At 47.7% G+C, this 21,691-nt stretch carries 19 protein-coding genes; all 19 read right to left on the bottom strand.

Features of this window, described 5'->3' with window-relative positions; all coding sequences use genetic code 11:
* Positions 1-69: 69 nt before the first annotated feature.
* On the bottom strand, positions 70-1,323 hold the full coding sequence (locus B5D20_RS09355; RefSeq protein ID WP_078665975.1) for an ammonia-forming cytochrome c nitrite reductase subunit c552: 1,254 nt from the start codon (positions 1,321-1,323) through the stop codon (positions 70-72).
* The gene (locus B5D20_RS09350; protein WP_078665974.1) at positions 1,320-1,754 is read right to left on the bottom strand and encodes a NapC/NirT family cytochrome c; all 435 of its coding nucleotides are present in this window, start codon (positions 1,752-1,754) and stop codon (positions 1,320-1,322) included. Before B5D20_RS09350 ends, B5D20_RS09355 begins: the two co-directional genes overlap by 4 nt.
* 61 nt (positions 1,755-1,815) lie before the next feature.
* Entirely contained in the window at positions 1,816-4,617 is a 2,802-nt protein-coding gene (locus B5D20_RS09345) for an S-layer homology domain-containing protein (RefSeq protein ID WP_078665973.1), read from the bottom strand.
* A gap of 140 nt (positions 4,618-4,757) precedes the next feature.
* The gene (locus B5D20_RS09340; RefSeq protein ID WP_078665972.1) at positions 4,758-5,534 is read right to left on the bottom strand and encodes an ATP-binding protein; all 777 of its coding nucleotides are present in this window, start codon (positions 5,532-5,534) and stop codon (positions 4,758-4,760) included.
* A gap of 72 nt (positions 5,535-5,606) precedes the next feature.
* A complete protein-coding gene (gene cooS / locus B5D20_RS09335; RefSeq protein ID WP_078665971.1) occupies positions 5,607-7,517 on the bottom strand; it encodes an anaerobic carbon-monoxide dehydrogenase catalytic subunit in 1,911 nt (636 codons plus the stop codon).
* Between the two features lie 15 nt (positions 7,518-7,532).
* Complete coding sequence (locus tag B5D20_RS09330) at positions 7,533-8,114, bottom strand: 4Fe-4S dicluster domain-containing protein (RefSeq protein ID WP_078665970.1); 582 nt, start codon at positions 8,112-8,114, stop codon at positions 7,533-7,535.
* Between the two features lie 26 nt (positions 8,115-8,140).
* Positions 8,141-8,485, bottom strand: a complete 345-nt coding sequence (gene hypA, locus B5D20_RS09325) for a hydrogenase maturation nickel metallochaperone HypA (protein ID WP_078665969.1) — start codon at positions 8,483-8,485, stop codon at positions 8,141-8,143.
* A gap of 17 nt (positions 8,486-8,502) precedes the next feature.
* Positions 8,503-9,585, bottom strand: a complete 1,083-nt coding sequence (locus tag B5D20_RS09320; RefSeq protein WP_078665968.1) for a hydrogenase large subunit — start codon at positions 9,583-9,585, stop codon at positions 8,503-8,505.
* Positions 9,582-10,124 carry an NADH-quinone oxidoreductase subunit C gene (locus tag B5D20_RS09315; protein ID WP_078665967.1) on the bottom strand — a complete coding sequence of 181 codons (543 nt, stop codon included), beginning with the start codon at positions 10,122-10,124 and terminating at the stop codon, positions 9,582-9,584. The genes B5D20_RS09320 and B5D20_RS09315 overlap by 4 nt, the downstream gene beginning before the upstream one ends.
* A gap of 17 nt (positions 10,125-10,141) precedes the next feature.
* Entirely contained in the window at positions 10,142-10,639 is a 498-nt protein-coding gene (locus B5D20_RS09310) for a 4Fe-4S dicluster domain-containing protein (protein WP_078665966.1), read from the bottom strand.
* Between the two features lie 13 nt (positions 10,640-10,652).
* The gene (locus B5D20_RS09305; RefSeq protein ID WP_078665965.1) at positions 10,653-11,084 is read right to left on the bottom strand and encodes an NADH-quinone oxidoreductase subunit B family protein; all 432 of its coding nucleotides are present in this window, start codon (positions 11,082-11,084) and stop codon (positions 10,653-10,655) included.
* A gap of 15 nt (positions 11,085-11,099) precedes the next feature.
* Positions 11,100-12,065: a respiratory chain complex I subunit 1 family protein gene (locus B5D20_RS09300; RefSeq protein ID WP_078665964.1), complete on the bottom strand. Its 966-nt coding sequence runs from the start codon at positions 12,063-12,065 to the stop codon at positions 11,100-11,102.
* Entirely contained in the window at positions 12,062-15,886 is a 3,825-nt protein-coding gene (locus B5D20_RS09295) for a proton-conducting transporter transmembrane domain-containing protein (RefSeq protein ID WP_078665963.1), read from the bottom strand. The genes B5D20_RS09300 and B5D20_RS09295 overlap by 4 nt, the downstream gene beginning before the upstream one ends.
* Positions 15,887-16,064: 178 nt before the next feature.
* Positions 16,065-16,859 (bottom strand): ATP-binding protein, encoded by a 795-nt coding sequence (locus tag B5D20_RS09290; protein ID WP_078665962.1) that lies wholly within the window; start codon positions 16,857-16,859, stop codon positions 16,065-16,067.
* A gap of 19 nt (positions 16,860-16,878) precedes the next feature.
* Positions 16,879-18,828 carry an anaerobic carbon-monoxide dehydrogenase catalytic subunit gene (cooS, locus tag B5D20_RS09285; protein WP_078665961.1) on the bottom strand — a complete coding sequence of 650 codons (1,950 nt, stop codon included), beginning with the start codon at positions 18,826-18,828 and terminating at the stop codon, positions 16,879-16,881.
* Positions 18,829-19,005: 177 nt separating this feature from the next.
* On the bottom strand, positions 19,006-19,599 hold the full coding sequence (locus B5D20_RS09280) for a Crp/Fnr family transcriptional regulator (RefSeq protein WP_341429563.1): 594 nt from the start codon (positions 19,597-19,599) through the stop codon (positions 19,006-19,008).
* 136 nt (positions 19,600-19,735) lie between these two features.
* On the bottom strand, positions 19,736-20,023 hold the full coding sequence (locus B5D20_RS09275) for a hypothetical protein (protein ID WP_078665959.1): 288 nt from the start codon (positions 20,021-20,023) through the stop codon (positions 19,736-19,738).
* Positions 20,017-21,186 (bottom strand): tetratricopeptide repeat protein, encoded by a 1,170-nt coding sequence (locus B5D20_RS09270; RefSeq protein ID WP_078665958.1) that lies wholly within the window; start codon positions 21,184-21,186, stop codon positions 20,017-20,019. The genes B5D20_RS09275 and B5D20_RS09270 overlap by 7 nt, the downstream gene beginning before the upstream one ends.
* A 121-nt stretch (positions 21,187-21,307) precedes the next feature.
* The coding region (locus B5D20_RS09265; protein WP_143311844.1) for a Uma2 family endonuclease at positions 21,308-21,691 on the bottom strand (384 nt) is incomplete at its 5' end.

Raw genomic sequence — 21,691 nt, 5'->3', positions numbered from 1 at the left:
CCTCTCTCTTGCTTGCTATCAAAATTATAAAGCCCTGACCGATGTTTGTACAGGTCAGGGCTACTTCTTTTACTTAACTTTTTTGATAGCCTGATTGGCCAGGTCAATAGCCTGTCCCAGGACTGTTAGCGCCTGGTCAGGGTTGTGGAAACCGCGGGAGTTTTCCGCTGCCACCCAGTCCCAGCGCCACTGAGCCTGCACGATCAAGCGCCGGGCGGCTTCCAGGTCAGCTGCCGGGCGTCCGGCTTTTTCAGCCGCGGCTACAGCCTGGTGAGCCTCCACCAGGGTTTGAGCTGCCCGCTGTTGCAACGCCCAGGTCCGGTCCTGAATCCGGTAAATCATTTCCTTGAACCATTCCGGTTTCTGAGCCCGGTGGCAAACGGCACAGGAGCGCTCCACATCTTTCAGGGGACTGGTCCACCAGTGAGAAGAATATTTGACTTTATTCTTATCCCGTAAATAGGGCATGTGGCAATCCACGCAGGTCACTCCCGCTTTACCGTGGATACCTGTCATATGAGTTTCGAATTCGGGATGCTGGACTTTTCGCAATTTGGCTTTGGAATCCGGGTGCTCCCAGTCGAAGAAAGGGCCCCCCTCATACTGGTCATAATATTTCTCGATTTGCTCCGGTTCCAGCCCGTTTTTCCAGGGAAATACCACTTTCTTGTTATCCTTGCGGAAATAATACTCCACATGGCACTGGCCACAGACATAATTGCGCATGGCCTGGCGGTTGGCTTTGGTAACATCAATCCCCCGTTCCTTCATAGCCTCCACAAATGGTGGCCGGGTAATGCGCAGGTTCATAGTTTCCGGGTCGTGGCAGTCAGCACAGCTGATGGGGACATTGATCTTCTTCCCTACTTCCTCAAAATCACTGGTAAAAAACTTATCCCCCATGTCGCGGATTAACTTGGGTACTTGCGCCGATTTGCAGGTCCAGCAAGAGGCACTGGGTTTTTTCCGTTTGGTGGCACGAATATCTTCCAGTGAATATACGTGTCCCCGTTCCTCGTTATAGTCGATACTGAAACCATAGCCTTTGAACAATTCCTTGATTTCCGGCTCTGTAGTAAATTTTGAGTATTTAACTGATCCGCCATATTTGGTGCGCTCCGCCAGTTTATTTTTTTGATAGGTCTCATATTCCAGGGGATAGACCTTGCCCCATTCGGAGGGATCATAGGTTTCTTCCTTGATGGCACCTTTCTTGATTTCCGGTCCCTTTGGCCCCTCCGGCCCGGCACAACCGGCAGCCCAGAGGACCAGGCCAGCTAAAACCAGCAAGATTATTCCTTTAGTGCGCATTGAAAAATTCATCCTTCTTTCACCCTTTCCAGCATTTGTCCATGCGGGGTTCCCCGGTGACAATTCCAGCATTTCTGTTCCGTATTGATTTTCTGCAATGTCCCTTTATGACAGCGAATACAATTGGCCTGAATCACTTCCTGGCTCTGAGGAGTAGCCCGCAGCACCGCCGGAAACTGTCCCGTAGTATTGCGATAAATATGCCCCAGGCCAGCCTTGCTTTTAAACCACCATTTCCGGGGCCACTCATGGGGAGCATGACAGTCATTACACCCTACTCCTTGATGGACCGAACTTGCCCAGGTGCGATATTCCCCCTGCATCAGATGACAATTGGAACAAAAGCGGGGCCTGTCCCCATAGGCAAAATTAATAGTCAATAAGAGCCCGATGATTACAACCGCCAGCAGTGTAAAAAAGGCAATGCGATAGCGATTTTCCACAGCCTTTCACCTCCTGGCATTAGTATGAGCAAAAAAAGAAGCCTCATGCACAGGCATGAAGCTAATTGCTGCCCAGAATTTTTTCTGTTTCCTGCCAGACAGTGGCCCAGACCAGAGAATTGTGGTGACTTTCCCAGTGATAATATTTCTCCGGAGTGCGCAGGAGGTAACGCTTGCGGGCCGGAATACCCTGCGCCAGAGCATTGGTATTGCCCACCACCCAGTCTCCGGCTTTTTTCAAAGCTGCTACCTCCTCGTCAGCTATTACCAGTTTTTCCGTCCAGGAATTGTACTCAGTTGCCAGCGGAATATATGGTACTCCCAGCGGCTTGCCCGTCAATGGCTGACAAATGCGCTTCAGGGGCTCTCTTTCCTGGACAACAAACAATTCACTATCCGGGGCCAGGTCATTGTAAAAACCGCTCAGCAGTGACCAGCCCCAGTGCGGGGTTCCCAGTGTGAAAAGCCCCAGCACCGGTCGCCCCCGGAACAGACTGTGCTCCACTACATAACGGGCCACCAGCCCTCCTTTACTATGGCCTAATAGCAGATAACAATAGCTTTTGCCATAGGGATGTCGCTTTTTTTCTTCAACTGGTAAGGCTGCGGCCAGACTGGCCGCCACCCTGCTGACATGTTCTGTTGAAGGATACTGATAGGCAAGTACCTGCTCCAGATTATAGCCCATTTCCCGCCAGTAACCCAGGAAACTGTCAGGAGCGATATGCTCCCTGTCTTTATACATTCCCCAGATAGTGCGGTCAGAAAATAAACCATGCAATAATACCAGAATCGGCCAGTCCGGTACCTGGGGCCTGGGATCCTCCTTGTCCGGCAAGCCATCTCCATCTGTATCCGGGAATAAAGGATTGGACTGAATATTATACCCTGGAACTGCCATCTGTACTGTCAACCCGAAAGGTTTGGCCTGGCTGATACCCATTTCCTCTCCATCAGTTAAGCCATCCCCATCCGTATCTGCTCGCTCCGGATCGGTAAAAATAACCTGGCCGTATTGGGTCAACAGGCCCTGCCTTTCTTCCCCATCAGGCAAACCATCTCCATCCCTGTCCTCTGCCGGAGCGGCGGGATACAAAGCCAGCAGTTCCTCCCCATGCCAGTCATCCTGATACTGACCACCACTGGCTTCTGCCAGGTCCCGCAGCACTCCATGCACCCCAACGCCCAGGCCCAGGGTGTGAATCCTGATCCCACTGCTACCTGCCTTCTCACCCAGTTCCCATAATACCTCCGGTCGGGTATTGTGTCCCTCTGTAAAAAGTACAATGGATTTTTCCGCTTGCGGGCGGCCTTCCCTGAGCATGTAATCTATCCCCGCTGCCACTGCCCCCTGCAGATCAGTATCCCCATCACTGCCGATCCCGGTCAGGGCAGCCCGGATCCTGGCCTTATCCACTGTCAGTGGTACTAATAATTCAGTTTTTTCGGTAAAGGCCATTATTGCCACTCGATCAGCAGCCCCCAATCTCTGCACCAGGTCAGCAGCCAGTTCCAGCCGGTAGCCTTCTTTATCCACTGTACCCATGGAGCCGGAAGCATCCACCAGTAACAGCACATCCCTCTCTTTCAGTTCCTCCCGGGAAACCGCCTGTCCCAGACGCCGCCTATCTACCAGATACCAGGTGCCTGCCAGCTCCACAGCTTCTACCCGGATTCGCCCATCTTCCAGTATCCGGGGTGAAAAATACTCCATCTGCCCCCGTTCTGGCCGGTAATGAGCTACCAGCAAATTGGCCGCCCCTCCAGCTGCTGCCAGCGCCAGATCTGCCTGCAAGGTGATGCTTCCCTGTCGCCTGGGGGCAGCAATAACCTCCAGGGCCGATCCTAACAGAGCAGGATTGTTTTGCAGGGCCAAACTCTCCTTGGTCCCTTTCTCCCTGACCGCCAGCGCGTAAATCGCGGGCGCCGGCAGCAAGGCTGAAATAGCCGGTTGCAGAGGCTTGTCCGCCCTGTAATAAGTCTGCGGGTAGAGTTCCTCCCCATCACTGCGTCCATTGCCATTACTATCCCGTCGCCGCGGATCAGTCTGCAGCAGAATTTCCTCCTGGTCACTGAGGCCATCGTCATCACTATCTGGTCGCAGCGGATCTATCCCCAGTTGCCCCTCTTCTCCATCCCTTACCCCATCAAAATCACTGTCCACAAGCTGAGCATTGGTGTTCAGCCGGGCCTCCAGCCCGTCATTAAGGCCATCGCCATCCTGATCAGGAGGTGTATGGGCCGGCCAAAGGCGATCCAGCAACACCGCCACTTCGGCCCGGCTGGCCGCCCGCTCCGGCTGAAAACTGCCGTCCGGATAGCCCTGGATTATGCCTGCTGTCACCAGGCGCTTGATTTCCTCCTCTGCCCAGTGCCCCCGGACATCCTGTGGCAGCTTCTTACCGTCACCGCTCTCCTTTGCAGGCAGGCCCGGCAGCCGGGCCAACAAGACGGCCAGTTCGGCTCTGGTTACCTGTCTGTCAGGCTTGAAGCTGCCGTCGGGATAGCCTTTTAACAGCCCCTGAACCTGCGCCTGTGCCAGATAAGGGGCTGCCCAGTGGCCCCGGCTGTCCCCGGGCAACACCGGCTCTTTTGCTAATGGCTGCGCCAGCACATAGCCGTTACGCAGCAGCACCACCACCAGCTCCGCCCGGCTGACCGGCCGGTTGGGCCGGAGATAAAAGCCTTCCTTTTGCCGTTCGCCGGTGAGTATCCCCCGCTCCCACTGCCGCAGCAGAACGGCTTCTGACCAGTGGCCCTTGATATCTCGCGGCATTTCTGCCGCCCAAAGCAAAGGCAGACTGTTCAGGGTCAGCAATAGCCCCAGCCAGCCTGCCAGCAGTTGCTTCAGTCTTCCGGTCAACCCTCCCGCCTCCCCTGTGATATTTTTCTCTTTTTCTCACAGGGAAGTTTATTCGGCACGATTACAGCAATTCCTTGCCAAAAATTCCAGCAAGTTTCGACATAATGGTCATATTTTTTCACCTGGTATTACGGCCGACTTCAACTGTTCAATCTTGCCAGCAACTGGTCCTTGATTGACCTGATTTCCTCAACTATCGTGCCACCGATATCATAAGGAGAAACTCCTTCCAAATCAGCCTGTTTGATATCTTCACTTAAAGAAACAAAACCCAGCAGCTCAAAATCAGCCAAACTGTCTTTAATAAAGCGAATATCCGCCTCATCAGCTATTTTACTACCTATAGCAAAGACCTTTTTGATCCCAAGATCTTCAACCAATTTCCTGATCTGGTTAGCGGTCTGAATACTTCTCCGACCTGGTTCTACTACAACTAACAAAGCATCTACCGACTCAGCCGTACCCCGACCAAGATGCTCAATTCCGGCTTCCATATCCATAATTACCACTTCGTCTCTTTCAATCAGGAGATGTTTCATTAATCGCTTAAGTAAAGTATGCTCCGGACAAACACAACCGCTGCCACCCTGTTCAACAGTGCCCATAACCAGTAATTTAACACCCTGATGTTCCAGACAATATTTCTCAGGCAAATCATCCACTTTGGGGTTTAAAATGAAAAAGGAACCATAGCCCCCATTGGCTCCGGTACGTTCTTCCGCTAACTTTTTCATTTTAGAAAAGGGGGTTATTGTTTTGTAAAGCGACTCAGGTATACCCAGAGCTGAAGCAAGGTTTGCGTCCGGGTCAGCATCTACAGCTAAAACCCGATAACCTTCATCGGCAAAAAGCCTGGCTAAAACCCCGGAAATTGTAGTTTTTCCTACTCCGCCTTTACCTGTAACTGCTATTTTCATAGTTAACCTTCCTCTCTATCAGAACAGGATTAGAGCTCCAAAGAGCCCTAATCCTGTCCCATTAACCAAAATTTAAATCCCTAAACCCTTACGTCTTTCCTTAATAGCGGCAACCAGTTTAGCAGCGGCTTGTTCTGGATCGGTTTCTACTATAAAGTAGCCACCCAGCAACTCTTTTGCTTTTTCAGTTAAAAATTCAGCCACTACCGGGGAACCCATAATCTGGGGTACTATTCCAATATGGGTTGGTATTCCCAGAGTAACTGCCCAGGTCCCAATAGCTACTGCCTTCTCCGACATAAACTCAGGAGCAGAGGCGACAAGAGGCAGTTTATCTAAATCCACTCCCAGCTTGTTAGCTATAGCTACGGCTACATTAACGGCCCTGGAATTATCTACACAAGATCCCATATGCAGTACTAAAGGCAAAGGTCCGTTTAATCCGGCTGCCTTGCCAATAGCAGTGAGTACAGCTTTCAAGGATTCACCGGCATAAGCCTCGGTTGCCTCCTGAGTCATTAAACCGGTTTTAGCAAAGGTACCGGCTCCACAACCAGTAGCCAGCATCAGGACGTTATTTTTCGCCAGCTCTTTCGCAATGGTGATAAAGTTATTGTCCTGGATCGCCTTAGGATTGTTACATCCTGCAAACAACGCAATTCCTTGAATATTACCGTTAACGATATTATCTATCAATGGCTTTAACGGGTCTTTGGCATCTAGCTTGCTTAAGGCCGCTAGAATTGCCTCGGCACTGAAACCGGCAATGGCTGTTTGCTTGTAGTCAGGAATGTTGACCTTGCGCTTATCCCGTCTTTTAAAGGCCTCAATTGCCACTTCTACGATTTTCCTGGCGCTTTCCACAGCCGATTCTTCCCGAAACTCTATGTGAGTGGCGCCAGTGATTTTATTTACAGGCATAGTGGTGATTACTTCAGTATGGAAACACTCCGCTACACTGGTAAGAGCAGGCATAATGCACTGCACATCTACGACCATCGCATCTACAGCGCCTGTAACTATGGCCATTTCCTGGGATAGATAGTTAGTAGCCAGCGGAATCCCCCGTCGCATCATCACCTCATTACCCGTACAACAAATACCCACTATGTTAATACCGTCTTTGGCCCCGGCTTTCTTAGCTTCTTCATTCATTTTCAACGCGACATCACAAATAATTTCACTAAGTAACGGGTTATGACCGTGAACCGCAATGTTAACAGCATCTTCCTTCAGCACGCCAAGGTTGGCCTGAGTAACTACCGGTTCAGGGGTACCAAATAGGACATCAGACAGCTCAGTTGACAAACACATACCGGTATAATCAGCCAGTGCTCCCTTTAATCCGCCGAGCAAAATGTTGGCTGCATCGGCATCACAACCCACATGAGTTCGGGCCATAATCTCAGCGATAACAGCATCAATGTTATGGGGCATAACCTCCAGATCTACCAGTTTTTCCACCCGTTCAGCTGTCATGGTCACTTTGGCCCAGTTACAGGGTATGCTGCGCTTTTGCCGCGAATAATCATCCAGGGAAGCCTGAGCCACTTCTTTTGCTATTTGCCGTATATCTTTGCCTGCCGGTGCCAGGTTTAATTTTTCCGCTATATTTCTTAACTTTTGCTCGTCTTTAATCCGGTACGCAGGTGCATGTCCTTCGCCAACTTCTAATAAAGTTAAGGCGATGTGGCGACCGTGATCGGAATGGGAAGCAGCACCTGCAGCCATCATTCTAGCCAGGTTGCGTGCCACTATGGTGTGGGCATCAGCCCCACAAACACCTCTCTGGGGACCATTGCCAAAAGGATCGATACGACACGGTCCCTTCCAGCAAATGCGGCAGCAGACGCCCAGCTCTCCGAAACCACATTGGGGCTTCATAACTGCAAAACGATCCCAAACAGTTTCAACTCCCGCCTTTTTTGCTAAAGGTAGCAAATAGTTGACAGCAGGATCTATGGTATTTTTCATCTTACTCATAATCTCTCCCCCTGCTTATTTCCGCATTAGGCCATGGTTCTTTGAATGAGCATGAGCCCTTACCAGTTCCTTTCCTCTGTCTTCAATAAGTTTCTTACGATAACTTTCGTAATCTACCAGCATGATTGCTTTGGTAGGACAGGCCTCTACACAGGCGCAGGCAAATTCATCGCTATCCTGCGTCCTGCTAAAACAAAGATCACATTTCCTGGCTTTACCTTTTTGGGTTCTGTGAGTACCTTCATCTGTTATGTCTTTAGCTACAATAATAGCTCCAAAGGGGCAAACCATAGTGCACACTTTACAGCCAATACAATTACTTTCATTAATTTTAACAAACCTATCCTCTTCGTAGATTGCTCCGGTAGGGCAGGCGTGGGCACAAGGCGCGTCTTCACATTGTCTGCATTGAATGGGCATAACCATGTCCTCAACTTGAACCACCGAGTTTCTTGGCTGTAATTGCAAGCCCTGGGTTACGGCAGTTTGTAGATCACAACCTGCATGAGCCACAGCACAGGCAATCTCACAATTCTTGCAACCCAGACACTTTTGGGGATCGGCGTAAATAAAGAAATTCTCTTTAGCTCTCGCCATCGAGGTTCACCTCCTTTCCGTTTGAGCTATTTTTCTACTTCCAGGTCCTCAATGTACAACTCCCTTCCGGCAACGATCTCTACAAATCTGCTCTCACATTGCGGGCACTGGAAATTGTAATTGGAAACCCGGAACACACTGGTACACTGCCGACATTTTCCCTGCAGGGGCACCCGCTCAATAACCAGCTCCGCGCCCTCGACAACGGTGTTTTGAGCATAAGCCTCAAAACAGGCAGTTAAAGTCAGATCTTCCACCGCTGTCATCTCGCCAACCTTAAGTTTCACTTTTAAGACTTTTCTAATTTGATGCTCTTTTACCTTGACATTGATAATCTGGAAAAGACTATCCACTATCGCCATCTCATGCATGGCGCCGCATCCTTTCATTATCTTTCGGTACAGGAGATACAGGGATCAATACTGCAAATAATAAGCGATATGTCAGAGACCTTATTTCCTGGCATCATCACATTGAGCGCTTCCCAGTTCATATAAGTAGGCACCCGCCATTTAATCCGTTCCGGCATATCAGAGCCGTTTGTGCGGAGATAATAAATCAATTCTCCCCGCGGCGCTTCTGACTTGGCTACAGCTTCCCCGGCAGGTATCTCCGGCAAATAATCTATACAAGTTGGACCGTCAGGCAATTCTTTTAGACATTGTTCCATGATATTGATAGCTTCCTGAATTTCCCTCAACCTGACTATGGCTCTTGCTCTAACATCACAACCATTCTCGACAGCAACATTAAATTTAATCTTGTCATAAGCAGCATAAGGACTCTTGACCCGCACATCATAATCTATCCCGGACCCTCTGGCTACAGGACCAACCACGCCATAGCGAATGGCTTCCTCTTTAGGTAAAATCCCTACTCCTTCAGTCCGAGCGCGCACAAACTTATTGTTCATATAGATGTCAATAATTTCTTCCAGTGGCTTTTTCAACTTATCTAATTGCTGCTTCAGATATTTAATCTTTTCATCGGAGAGGTCATATTTTACGCCGCCAATGCAATTTGCGGCCAAATCCATCCGATTGCCATAAACAGTCTCTTTAGCATCCTGGACTATCTCCCGTAACTCCATGACATGCATAAATAATGAATCAAAGCCTATGATATGAGCCAGCATAGCAGCATTAAACAAGTTAGAAGCTATTCTCTTTATTTCATCAGCAATAACCCTTAGATATTCAGCTCTTTCCGGAATTTTGATACCGGCAATTTTTTCAAGGGCCATACAGTAGGTAAAGGGATGGTTGTTGGAACAGAGGGAACAAACACGTTCAATTAAAGTTAGATTTTGGTAAATATTTCGCTTCATTACCAAATATTCCATACCGCGATGCACATGCCCTGCCGTTATATCCAGGCCCACGATAGTCTCTCCTTCAACCTGTACCCGGAAATACATCGGTTCTTCCAGCGCCACATGCAGCGGGCCTACGGGGATTGTATAAGTGCTCATTTAATATCCCCCTCCTGGGAAATAGCTGCAAGGACCTTTTCCCACAAAGTTTTACTGGTTGCTCCATTCATAGCAACTGATAAAGGAATCAATTTATCCATTATTCCTTCATCAATAGTTTCATCGAGGAACAATCTCCTGGGATTGGGATGACCGACCACTTCAATACCATATAATTCTTGCAATTCGCGTTCCGTCCAATCAGCACTTTTTAATATCGGAGTAATGGAATTGACTTTACCACTATCACGGGGTATTTCAATCGTAACTGTACAAGTACAACCATCCAGATCAAAATGGTAGGCGATTTCATGCCCATCTCTCTGTTGAGCATCTTTAGTTTTATAAGCTGTAATAGTAATTACCCGGCCGCCCAGGCTTGCCACTATCAAAGCCACGTTTGTAATATGGCGGTGGTCACGGAGCCTGCACCAACCAGTAACCACTCCCTTAGAATCTGTTTCCCAGCGCAAGGAGAATCCATCACCCACTACCCGGGCTAATTTTTCTGCAAATTCCTCCTGAATATCCCGCTTCATCCTGTTTCCTCCTCTTCTCAGCGAAGGGCCCGTTCCTGGCGGCATTTGGGGCATAAATGCCTTAATTTTTCAATATCCGTGTTAACTTGTTCAAAAGCTACATTAAATAGCTCAGGGGCTATCGGCACCATCGGTGTATCACACCGGGCACAATTTACATATTTAATGAAGCCTTTTTCCACATATCTGTATTTGTCCTCTTGCCTGTGAGTTGTATGATAATCTTCAGTTAAGCGAATTGCTTTAGTAGGGCAGTAATGTTCGCAAAGGCCGCAAAAGGTACATGTATTATGCCAGAGTATGAACTCCAGGCCGCTTTTATCGGCCACTTCCCTGATTTGGATTGCTCCCCCTGCGCAAACGTACTCACACATTCTACAGGCCACACAGGCCCTGGCATTATACTGGGCTTTACCTCTCAGTCCCTTGGGAACAAAAGTTTCACCAAAGGGATAAGGGTCAGTAGACGGTTTCTTGAACAAATTGCGAATAGCTATTTTTAAAAAAGAAGCCATGGGTGACTCTCCTTTACAGCCTGGTTTCCCAAATTTTGATGGCTTCAACTATCCCATCAATAATCGCCTGGGGTCTGGGAGGACAGCCAGGCACATTTACATCTACCGGAATAAAGTTGTCAATCGGCCCGGCAATAGCATAACTGTCTCTAAACACTCCTCCAGATATCGGACACACACCGATAGCTACCGTCACTTTAGGGTCAGGAATTTCATCGTAAAGACGCAAAACCTTTTCCTTAACCCGGGCAGTAAGAGGTCCGGTAATCAACACGATGTCAGCATGCTTTGGGCTCCCACAATACTTACAGCCCAGGCGCTCAACATCATAACGGGGAATGCATGCCGTGGTTGCCAGTTCCACATCACAGCCATTACAGGATCCTGCATTTATGCGGTACAACCACGGTGATTTTCTGGCAACTTTTCGCATTAGTTCTTTCATCCTGCCACCTCCCTGTCATCTTTGTAACAACGTTAATACCAGGCTGATTAATGCCAGTGCGGTAGGATACTTCAGATAAAATTTAAAGGCCTGGTCGATTCGAACCCTTCCTGTACTGGCACGCACAACGGTAATGGATATTACCATTAAAATTAAACATTTTAAGATATACCACAACAGGTTAAGCAACATGTTTTCACCCAGAGGTGTCGGAAAAAAGAGGGCTATGGCTAAACCCAGTACCACAACCATTTTTAAGGAACTTGTTAGTTTAAATAAAGCCAAAGAAGTGCCGGAATATTCCAGAAGCGGACCTTCGACAATTTCAGTTTCTGCTTCGGGGATATCAAAGGGAACTACCCCCATGTTACCTGGAATGAAAACCAGAAAAGCCAGTAAAGCCGGTAACATGGTGTAATCAAAAAGTAATGCCCCGTTTTCCAGCTGGTACCTCACAATTTCACTTAAAGAGAAAGTAGCAATTCCACCCGTTGCCAATCCAACTTTCAAAGCAACGGTTACCAGTACTACCAGTAACGGCAGTTCATAGGACATCATCATGACCATTTCCCTGGAAAAACCTACAGCTCCAAAGGGTGAGCTGGAAGCAGAGCCACCGACCATCAAAGCAATGGCAGGTAATGCCAGCAAATAAAGCACAACCAGCAAATCTCCCGAAAACTCAAGACCCTTATATACGCCAGCAATAGGTATCAAGGTAACGGCCACCATCATCCCGGCAAACCCCAGCAATGGCGCTAACCTGAATGCCTGCAGATGCGCAGTCTCCGGCACAACTACCTCCTTCCTGGCTAGTTTGACCAGGTCAATAAAGGGCTGGAAAATAGGGGGGCCAACCCGCCTCTGTATTCGGGCAACAATCTTACGGTCAATTCCCATAAGGAACAAGCCAACGACTATAGCAAACAAACCCCCGGGAAAGAGCAACAAATTAAAGATTAGTTGTACAACATCCGTCACAATTCCACCCCCTTACCCAGACCGGTAATCCGGTATAAAACTTTAATGCACTGTTTAACCAGGCCTTTGGGCGATTCATAAAGATTATGGGAATTAACATGCACTTCTTCGGCTGTTAAATCAGTTACTCCACAAGTATAGATTTTTGTATATCTGATTTTCCCGTTGCCAATAAAGTAGACACTTACACCTGCAATGAAGGCTATTGCCAATACTGCAGCGATAACTCCGGCGTTCCACGCCCCCAGCCCGGAATCAATCCCAAAGAGCGAAGCTGAAACCGGGGTTAGACCCAACCAGCTTTCGATGGCCGCAATGGTAGTAAGTGGTATACCAGGGAAAACCCCAAAAACTACACACAAAACAGCCAGAATTACCATAGGAATTTGCATTGTCCACGGTGCTTCAGTTACATTCTCTAACTCCTTCGGTAATTGTCCGAAAAAGGCAGAATGTAAAAATTTAAGAAAAGAAGCTAAGGTTAAAACACTTGCTAACAAGGAGAATATCGCTAAAAACACATATCCTTTCTCCATGGCAGCTTCATAGATTATCCATTTAGAGGTAAAACCATTAAAAGGCGGAATGCCAGCAATAGAAAATGCCCCAATCGCAAAGGCCCCCAGAGTTACCGGCATTTTCCTTCCAATTCCTCCTAACTTGTCCAGGTTTTCAATACCGGTTTTCACCATAATGGCACCGGCAACTAAGAACAGCAGGTTCTTAAACAGCATATGGTTAACTAAATGCAATAATCCTCCAGCCATACCTAAAGAAGAGCCCAGGCTGACTCCTAAGATGATATAACCCATTTGGCTTACCGTATGATAAATAAGCAGGCGTTTCATACCACTTTGCAGCAGAGCCAGTGCCGCAGCCATTAAGATTGTTAAGCCGCTTACCCAGGCAACTATATACATCAGGCTCGGCATCCCGCCTGCCAGGCCTAACTTGCTTATAAGAGAAATGCCTCCAAATACATAAAATAATTTAACCATCCCAAAAGGCGCACTTTTTAACAGCACAGAAGAAATATAGCCACTGACCGGTGTTGGTGCTGTTGGTGGATGCATTTGATAATCGATGCGGAAAGGTAACATAGCAGCTTTCATGGCGAAGCCGATCAACATCAAGATTAAACCAAAAGCCACCAGACCTGTCGGCAAGGCACTTAACCGCCCGGCCAGCTCACTCATCTCAAAGGTGCCTGTGCTAGCTGTTAATACTAATAGTCCCAAAAACATCAAACTGGCTCCAGCATAATTAAAAATAAAGTATTTGAATCCTTCTTGTAATGCCTCCCTGGTTTCCTCATGAATAATCACAAAGTACAGAGTCCAGCTGCTCATGATTTCCCAGAAAGCAAAGAAACTGAAGAGGTCTTTGCTCACCGCCACACCCAGAAGGCCGCCAATCATTAAAAGGAAGAACGCATAAAAGCGATTCTGGGCGTGTCCGTGAACCATATAACCCAGTGAGTAGAATAAATTTACAACCCCAATAAAAGCGATAAGTAAAGCAAAACTCCGGGAAAAAATGTCATGACCAGAAGAGACAGTTAAAACTGTTATCAATGTTGCCACCATTGTCGCAACTGCTAACCAGCCGCTGACCCTGGCCGAACGTCTGCCTAAAAGGTAAGTAACCAGAGCGCCTACCATCGGAATTACTGCCATCAGGGGCCAGGCGATGGTAACATCAGGTATAGCAGTTGTAGCCATATGTCCTTTGGCTGCAATCATATCGACCACCGGCTTAACTAAAGCCAGGCCCGCTTGCGGATACAAGCCATTAAACACAGTCAAACCCGTTAGGATCCCAACTGGAATCAACATGGTAATAGGAGCTTCCTTAACAGCAGGACCCTCGTACTTTTCAAAGAAAATAACCCTAACCAGTTTCAGGTAATAAAAAGCGCCAATAATACTGCCCAGAAGGATTAAACCCGCCACTGCCAGATGGCCGGATTGTACACTGGCGTAAAGCATTAAAAATTTACTGATAAAGCCGTTGAAAGGTGGCAAGCCCATGATAGCTAAAATGCCAATACTAAAACACAAAGACGTTACCGGCATTACCCGGCCGATACCCTTGAACTTAGAGATTTCCTGACTCTTCAAGCGATAAATTAAAGCACCCACCGCCAGGAACAGGAGGTTTTTCATAATAGCATGATTCAAAACGTGATAAAGAGCACCAACCAGGCTCAAATAAGTGCCTATTCCCAGCGTGACTGCTATCTCGCCCACCTGGGCCATAGTGGAATAAGCCAGCATTTTTTTAATGTCGGTCTGCCGGAGGGCCATAATTTCACCGTACAAAAGGGTCAGGGCCCCAAGCATGGAGATTATAAATCCAATGGTAGAAAATTGACCGGTAGTGCCCAGCTCAGTCAGCAAACCTGCCCCAAAAACAACAAAGAGAATACGTACCAGTCCGTAAATACCGGTTTTGGTCAAAATCCCTGACATCGGTGCTGAAATAGACGAAGGTGCTACAGGGTGAGCATCAGGCAACCAGCTATGCAGCGGTACCAGGCCTGTTTTGACACCAAAACCGATTATAAACATTCCCAAAACTGCAAGCATAAGGCTTGGAGTTAACTCAGGTAAGTTTGCGGAAATCGCCGCCATATCGAAGGTTCCAAGCTTTACATGCAAAGTTAAAATTGCAAAATGCATAATATAAGCACCGGAAGTACACATGATAAAATATTTGAAACCGGCCCGCAGCGCCTTTTCAGTTTGTTCCTGAATAACCAAAAAGTAAGAAGTCCAGGTCATTAATTCCCAGTAGACGTAAAAATTCCCCAGGTGCTTGCTGGTTGTCAAACCAAGCAAAGTGCCGATCATTAAAAATAAGAAGAAAAAGTAGCGATTTGTGTGCGGCTTATCCTTAAAATAACCGATAGAGTAAAGCGTAACTAAGAAGCCAATAAAAGCCATAATCAGGGCGAAAAATCTGGATAGACTGTCAAAATCGCCACCCTGCCAGGTCAAGTATACCGTTGTACCGGTAAGGGCGACCGCCAGGATATTGCGCAAAACCGCTGAAAAACGCCCGACCAGATAAACAATAAATCCGCCCACATAGGGAACGAGCACCAAAATGGACCAGGGTGATTCAAAGGCAGGTAGTTGCGCTGATTTCCCTAATAATACAGCAGTCATATACTCAACACTATGAATGAAAGGCTCCGGTAACAAGCCCATTAAAGCGGTGAGCCCACTCAGGACCAGCATAGCTGCCAGCAAAACCGGGGAAGCTTCTCTAACTTTTTCTGTACTGGCCCCTGACTGTGCAGGTTGCTCGAAACACAGTTTCTGAAAGATGAGAAGGAAGTAGATTGCCTCAAGGATACTTCCTAATGTGGCGATAGCGGCATAAAACCAGTGACCGCTTGCAATGGCCGCATAAATTATTAAAAATTTACTAATAGAACCTTTAAAGGGTGATAAGCCCATGACCGAGAACAGGCCAAAACCGAACAAGGTTGCTGTAACCGGCATGGCCTTACCTATACCCTTGAGCTTTTCAATACTGTCAGATCGTTCTCGTGCAATTAGCGCTGCCGCAGCAACAAAGACCAATGCCCGCATTACTATTTGATATTCCAGATGCAACAGAGCTCCCGATGTACCTTCATAAGTACCAAGACCAAGTCCCAGCAGAACATATCCGATTTCTGCAATACTGGAGATAGTCAGTAATCGGATTAAGTTTTTCATCTGCTTCAGCGCAATCAGTTCGCCAGCCAGAATAACGATTGCACCAAACAAAGCTAGCACAGATGACTCACTGAATAGAGAACCAAAATTCACATCTTCTGCCTCCTTCCCAAAGCCTTTACTTAAAATCGTGTGGTTTTTCACTTTCAGTATATCAATGTCACCCCATTATTTCTGTCGCTAAGATGACACAAAGAAAAAAAGGCTCTAAAGGCGTCTGAATGGTCGGCTCTTAACGACCATTACATCAGCACTTTAGGGCCGCGTAAAGTTACACTCTTCCCAGCTCTTCCAACAAGCGATTTTTAATTTCATATGCTTTTGCTACGATTTCGGGAGCTTGCTTCACTACACTTAAACCAGACAAATCAGCAGCAATTACTGCCTGGTCATAAGGTATAAATCCTAAAATCGGCATAAAATCCAAATCTCGCCGAATTATTGCCTCATCTTCCGGACGTACCTTGTTGGCCACTGCAAAAACCCTGGTGACTCCCAGGTCCCGAGCCAGAGCTACTATTGCTTGTGCTGTCTGGAAACTTCGTTTACCAGGTTCAACTACAACAATAAAAGCATCTACCCCCGCAGCCGTACCACGTCCTAAATGCTCCAAACCGGCTTCCATATCAACTACTACAGTATCCTCAGCCTTTAATACCAAATGACGTAGAAGATGTTTAAGCAAAACACTCTCCGGACAGGCACACCCTGAACCCCCTTTAGCTACTTTACCCATTTGCATTAACCGTATGCCGTCATACTCTACTATATATTTTTCAGGAATATCCTCAACCCGGGGATTAAGGGTAAAAAACTGACCCGATGTGCCCGGTTCGGCTCCGGTACGCTCCTTGATTAGCTCTTTATCCTCAGAGATTGCAGTCAAATTTTTTAAAATCTCTGGCGGAAATCCTAAAGCTGTGCCTAAATTAGCATCAGGGTCCGCATCCACAGCCAGTACCCGCTTCTCCTCGCGGGCAAAAATATGACAGAGGAGGGCGGACAGGGTGGTTTTCCCCACCCCGCCCTTACCGGAAATAGCAATTTTAAGCCCTTTTTCAGACACCGGTATCAACTCCTGACATTTAAGTTATATCCGGGCAGGGTAACCCTAAGGCTTTGCGTTTTTGTATGATTCTCTCTAAAATTAGGTGTGCGGCCTTGATCGGATCCTCTTCATAGATTAGTTTTCCCCCGAAGAGACCATCCATAGTCAGAGCATGCCGGTCTTTGTCTCCCATCAAAATATTGCTGACCAGCTCTGATCCGGCAATGGGAGGCTGAATCCCTACATGCACATCAATTCCCTGGGCCAGGAAATAGGAGCCAATGGCTAAAGCTTTGGGGCTTTGCACTTCCGGGCTTGATCCGGCAACAGGCAGATCCCTTGCTTCAACTCCAAGATAGTTGGCCAGCGTCATTACCAGGTCATCTACCCGGGAATTATCAACACAACTACCCATATGCAGAACGGGCGGCAGAGTTTCCAGGCCGTTGGCCTTTCCAATAACCTTTAACACCTGCTGTAATCCTTCACCGCAATACTCCAGCCCCCGGGGTGACATCAAGGAAAATTTGGCCAGGGAGTGGGCCGAACAACCTGTTGCTACAATCAGCACATTATGTTTCAACAGCTCTTTGGCTACTTCGACATTGGCCCAGTCCTGCTTGATTCGAGGATTGGTACAACCTACCAGGGCCACTACGCCCAGAATGTTTCCAGATTTGATGTTTTCCACCAGAGGTTGCAGAGGGTCTTCCTGGTTCACCTTTTTCAGCGCCTCTAAAATCTGCTCCGTCGAAAATCCGGCATAAGCCTCTACTTTATCCTGAGGTATTTTTATTTTCGCGGGGTCCCGTTTGGTGAAGTTAGCTATGGCTTTGCGAATAATCGTTTGTGCTGCCTCATCAGCATTTTCCGGGGTAAATTCTACATGAGTAGCCCCCGGGATTTTAACACTGGGTAAAGTAGTAATAATTTCTGTATGATAACATTTTGCCACCCTGGGTAAGCTGGGCATAATACACTGAATATCTACCACCATGGCTTCTACCGCACCTGTAACAATCGGCATTTCTTGACTGGAGAAGTTGGTTGCCACAGGCACACCCCGGCGCATCAATATTTCATTTCCTGTACAGCAGACCCCGAAAATATTAATCCCTTTTGCTCCAACCGCCCTGGCCTCATTTTCCAGTTTTTCCGCCCATTCCACTATTTTTTCAGAAAGCATGGGTATATGGCCATGCACGGAAATATTAACCATATCTTCTTTAATTACCCCTAGCCGGTATTCAGACTTGACCACAGCCGGGACACCAAACAGGACGTCCTGCAAGTCAGTAGACAGGTGCAGCCCTGCATACCCATCAGTCAAGGCTACCCGTATTGCACCTAACAGGAGGTTAACCGGATCGGCATCACATCCCATGGCCTGCCGGTTGACGGCATTAGTTACCTCCAGATGGGCATTAACAGGCAAAACATTTAAACTCTGCCATCTTTCTACAGTCTTTGGTTGAGCCTTGATTTTTAACCAGGGGAGTACGCCAAATTGCTGCTGGAAGTTTTCCAGGGCCTTAAGAGCCACCTCCCTGGCTACCTCCTTAATTTCCCTGCCATCAACTGTCAGACCTAACCTGGCGGCAATATCCAGCAGTTTATCAGGGTTGCTGATACTATAGGGCGCCTTTCCTTCAGCAGTTTCCAGCAGGGTTAATGCTACCTCTCTGGCATGCTCTATATGGGGAGCCGCTCCCTCAGTAACCAGGGTCAAGAAATTCCGTGCAACTATAGCATCAGCCGTTGCCCCACAAACTCCCGCCTGAGGTCCCTTGCCTCCGGGAACAATTCGGCAGGGTCCCTCCAGACAGCGTTTACAACAAACCCCTAATAGCCCAAATTTACAACGAGCACCCATCGCCTCACTTCGGTCAAAAGCAGTCTCCACACCATCTTCCCGGGCTTTAAGCAACATTTCCTGAACCCCGGTGTCCAGACTTAACTCTTCTACGTTGTGAACAGTTTTGCTCATATTTTTAGCCTCCTTTCAATGAACTTTCAAAAAATTTATGCTATTTTTACTTTAGCGAAGAATTAAAAAAAATCTGTCGGGTAGCCGACAGTTTTCAAAAAAATTCAGCCATGCTTTTTTGCGGTATCGCAACACATTGCATAAAAAAAAGAGCGAAATAGCATTTTCGCTCCCTCATTAGAAACCTGAAGATATTTCCTGTAATCTTTTCAAGTCTTTAATCAAAATAGTTCGCCGACTCAATTTTTCTAAAATACCCGATTTTCTCAGGTCATTTAAAAGAACTGAAACCGTTTGACGGGTAGCCCCCAGAACCAGAGCAATTTCTTCAGTAGTTAAGCCCAGCTCTAACTTGATTCCTTGTTCTACCGTCACGCCTCTGTCCTTCGCAGCTTGAACCAAAAATTCCGCCAATCTTAGATGGGTGTCTTTAAAAACCAAACCATTAATTATCGTAATTGAGTTTTTCAGCAAATCCCCCAGCACATTAACCATATTTAAACCAAAAGCAGGAAACTCGGCAATAATCTTTTTAAAATTACGGACATCAGTAACCAGTATAGTTGTGTCTTCCATTGCCTGGGTAAAAGCCCGGGTATGTGTACTGTATATATCACCCGCCTCCAAAATGGACAGGGTAAATTCTTTATCCTCATAAGCCAGGTAAACCCTGATTTTTCCCGATTTCACCAAAAACACCAGATTTTTCTCGTCGTTCGGCGAAAAAAGTATTGCCTTTTTAGAAAACCGTTGTTCCCGAAACTCTTTCAAGTACCGGGCATACTCCGGCGAACTCAGGACTTCCAACAAGTTAATATCTGTTAACCTCATTCTGGTTGGCATAGTCCTTCCCCCCTCAGTATTACATGGGCGGCCTTTATGGACATTATATCAGATTTTGTTCACATTACCAACTGGCCAATTTATTGCCAGCAGAGAAGAAAACATTGAGTTGGAGTAGCAAGGGGGGCGAGGGCGGAGTACCCAGGGTGATCAGCCCCAGTACTGGCCGCCCGGAAAATAAGGCATGTTCGACTATATAGCGTCGATAGCGCGCCAGCAACGGATTGTTGAGACCTCCTGCCGCTGCCAGGGCCAAATCGGCCTCCAAAGTTTTAACTCTGTACACCAGGGGTATTCGACACCGTTGCAGGATATCCTTGCCAAAAATTGCAGCAAATTTCGCCATCAGCATAAAAAGCTTTTATCCTGTGGCGGCCCCATTTCCAGCTGTTCACTCACTGAGTTCAGAAACTCTTCATCAAAACCAGGGGCCTCTGCCAGCCTCGCCCGCATGGTGGTAAGGTCACTATCGGAAAAAGCAGTATAAACCCACCAGAGCAAATCTGTTCGGGCTTTCTCCAGTTCCAGCTGCTGATAATTACTCCAGGCCCGGCGCAAATAGGCCTCAGCATAGCCAGGGTCCAGCTCAAGGGCCAGGGAGTAAAATTCTGTTGCCTGTTTCAGTTCTCCCAGCTCTTCGTACATCAGGCCCAAGTTGAAATAGGCCGCCGGATCCTCCGGATGTTGCTGCAGATAATTTTCCGCAGCCAGCAAAGCATCCTCCACTCGTCCCAGCCGGTATAACGCCAGGCCTTTCAACCACCAGAAACGGTCCTCATCCGGCCTTCTTGCCAGCAGCCATTCACTATCCTCCAGTGCCCCCTCCCAGTCTTCCAGTTCCAGCCGGCAAAAAGCCCGTTGCTCATGGGCGGCAAAATAATCGGGGTAAAGCTCCAGGGCCAGGTTGAAGGCCCGTTCTGCCGCATCATAGTGGCCCATTCCCGCCAGAACCACACCCGTACCAAATTCCACCCGGCTTTTTTCTTCATCAGTCAGGGCTGCCTGCCGGGCCTCTTCCAGGTCAGCCAGAGCTCCCTCAAAATCTTTTTGCAAGAAACGGACATAACTGCGTCGGTAGTAGAGGTCAGTCTTTTCCTCTAGCTCCAACGCCTTAGTATAATCCCCTTCCGCCTCCTGGTTTCGCTCTAGCAGTTCGTAAACCTCTGCCCGCAGTACATAGTTGACCGCATCAAAAGGTTCCAGCTCCAGCAAGGTCTGACAGTACTGCAGAGCCTTTTCCAGTTGCATCTGTTCCAGCGCCAGGCGCGCCAGCCAGAAATAGACCACCGGCAATTCGGGATACTGCTCCCTGGTTGTAAGCAACAGCTGTTCAGCCTCTGCCATTTCCCCCTCCTCGAAAAGAATAATTGCCTTCTTCATTGCCAGCGGCCAGGCCTGAGGATGTTTTTTTAGCTCACGGTCCAGTAAACGCAAGGCTTTTTCCGGTTCATACCGTAATAAATAATTATTTACTTTCTTCATAACCTTTTCGATAAATAGCTCATCCAGTTTCATCTTACTGCTCCTTATTTATTCCTTATATCTGGTATAATATAAAAAAAAGCGAAAGGAGGCAACTGCCTTAAACCTTTTCGCTCCCCGTGGTATTTCCTTCTTAGCAATTGTTTTTTCTGAATTAATCCGCAAACAGTTCCCGGGTATCAATGCTCAATTCCGGGAACAAGCCAGGTTGGGCGATTTCCCCTTCCCGGATCACGATTGGGGCCCCATAACCTCCTTGCTCTCCCAGGCGATACACCAGGATATGGCGGGAATCAGGGTTGACGATCCAGTACTCACGAACTCCGAATCGTTCATAAAGATTCAACTTGCGCACATAATCATGGGAGGTATGGGAGGGGGAAACCACCTCAATAATCCAGTCCGGAGCCCCCAGACAGCCTTTATCATCCAGTTTGGTACGGTCACAGATGACGCTGATGTCCGGCTGTACTACATTGCGGCAGTTTTCCTCGGTTTCTCCTTCCTCCGGCAGCCTGACATCAAAAGGGGCTACATA

It is taken from the genome of Carboxydocella sporoproducens DSM 16521 (genome assembly GCF_900167165.1).
Taxonomy (GTDB): Bacteria; Bacillota.
The sequence above is the reverse complement of the archived record's forward strand: the minus strand, read 5'-3'. Positions and strand labels throughout refer to the sequence as shown.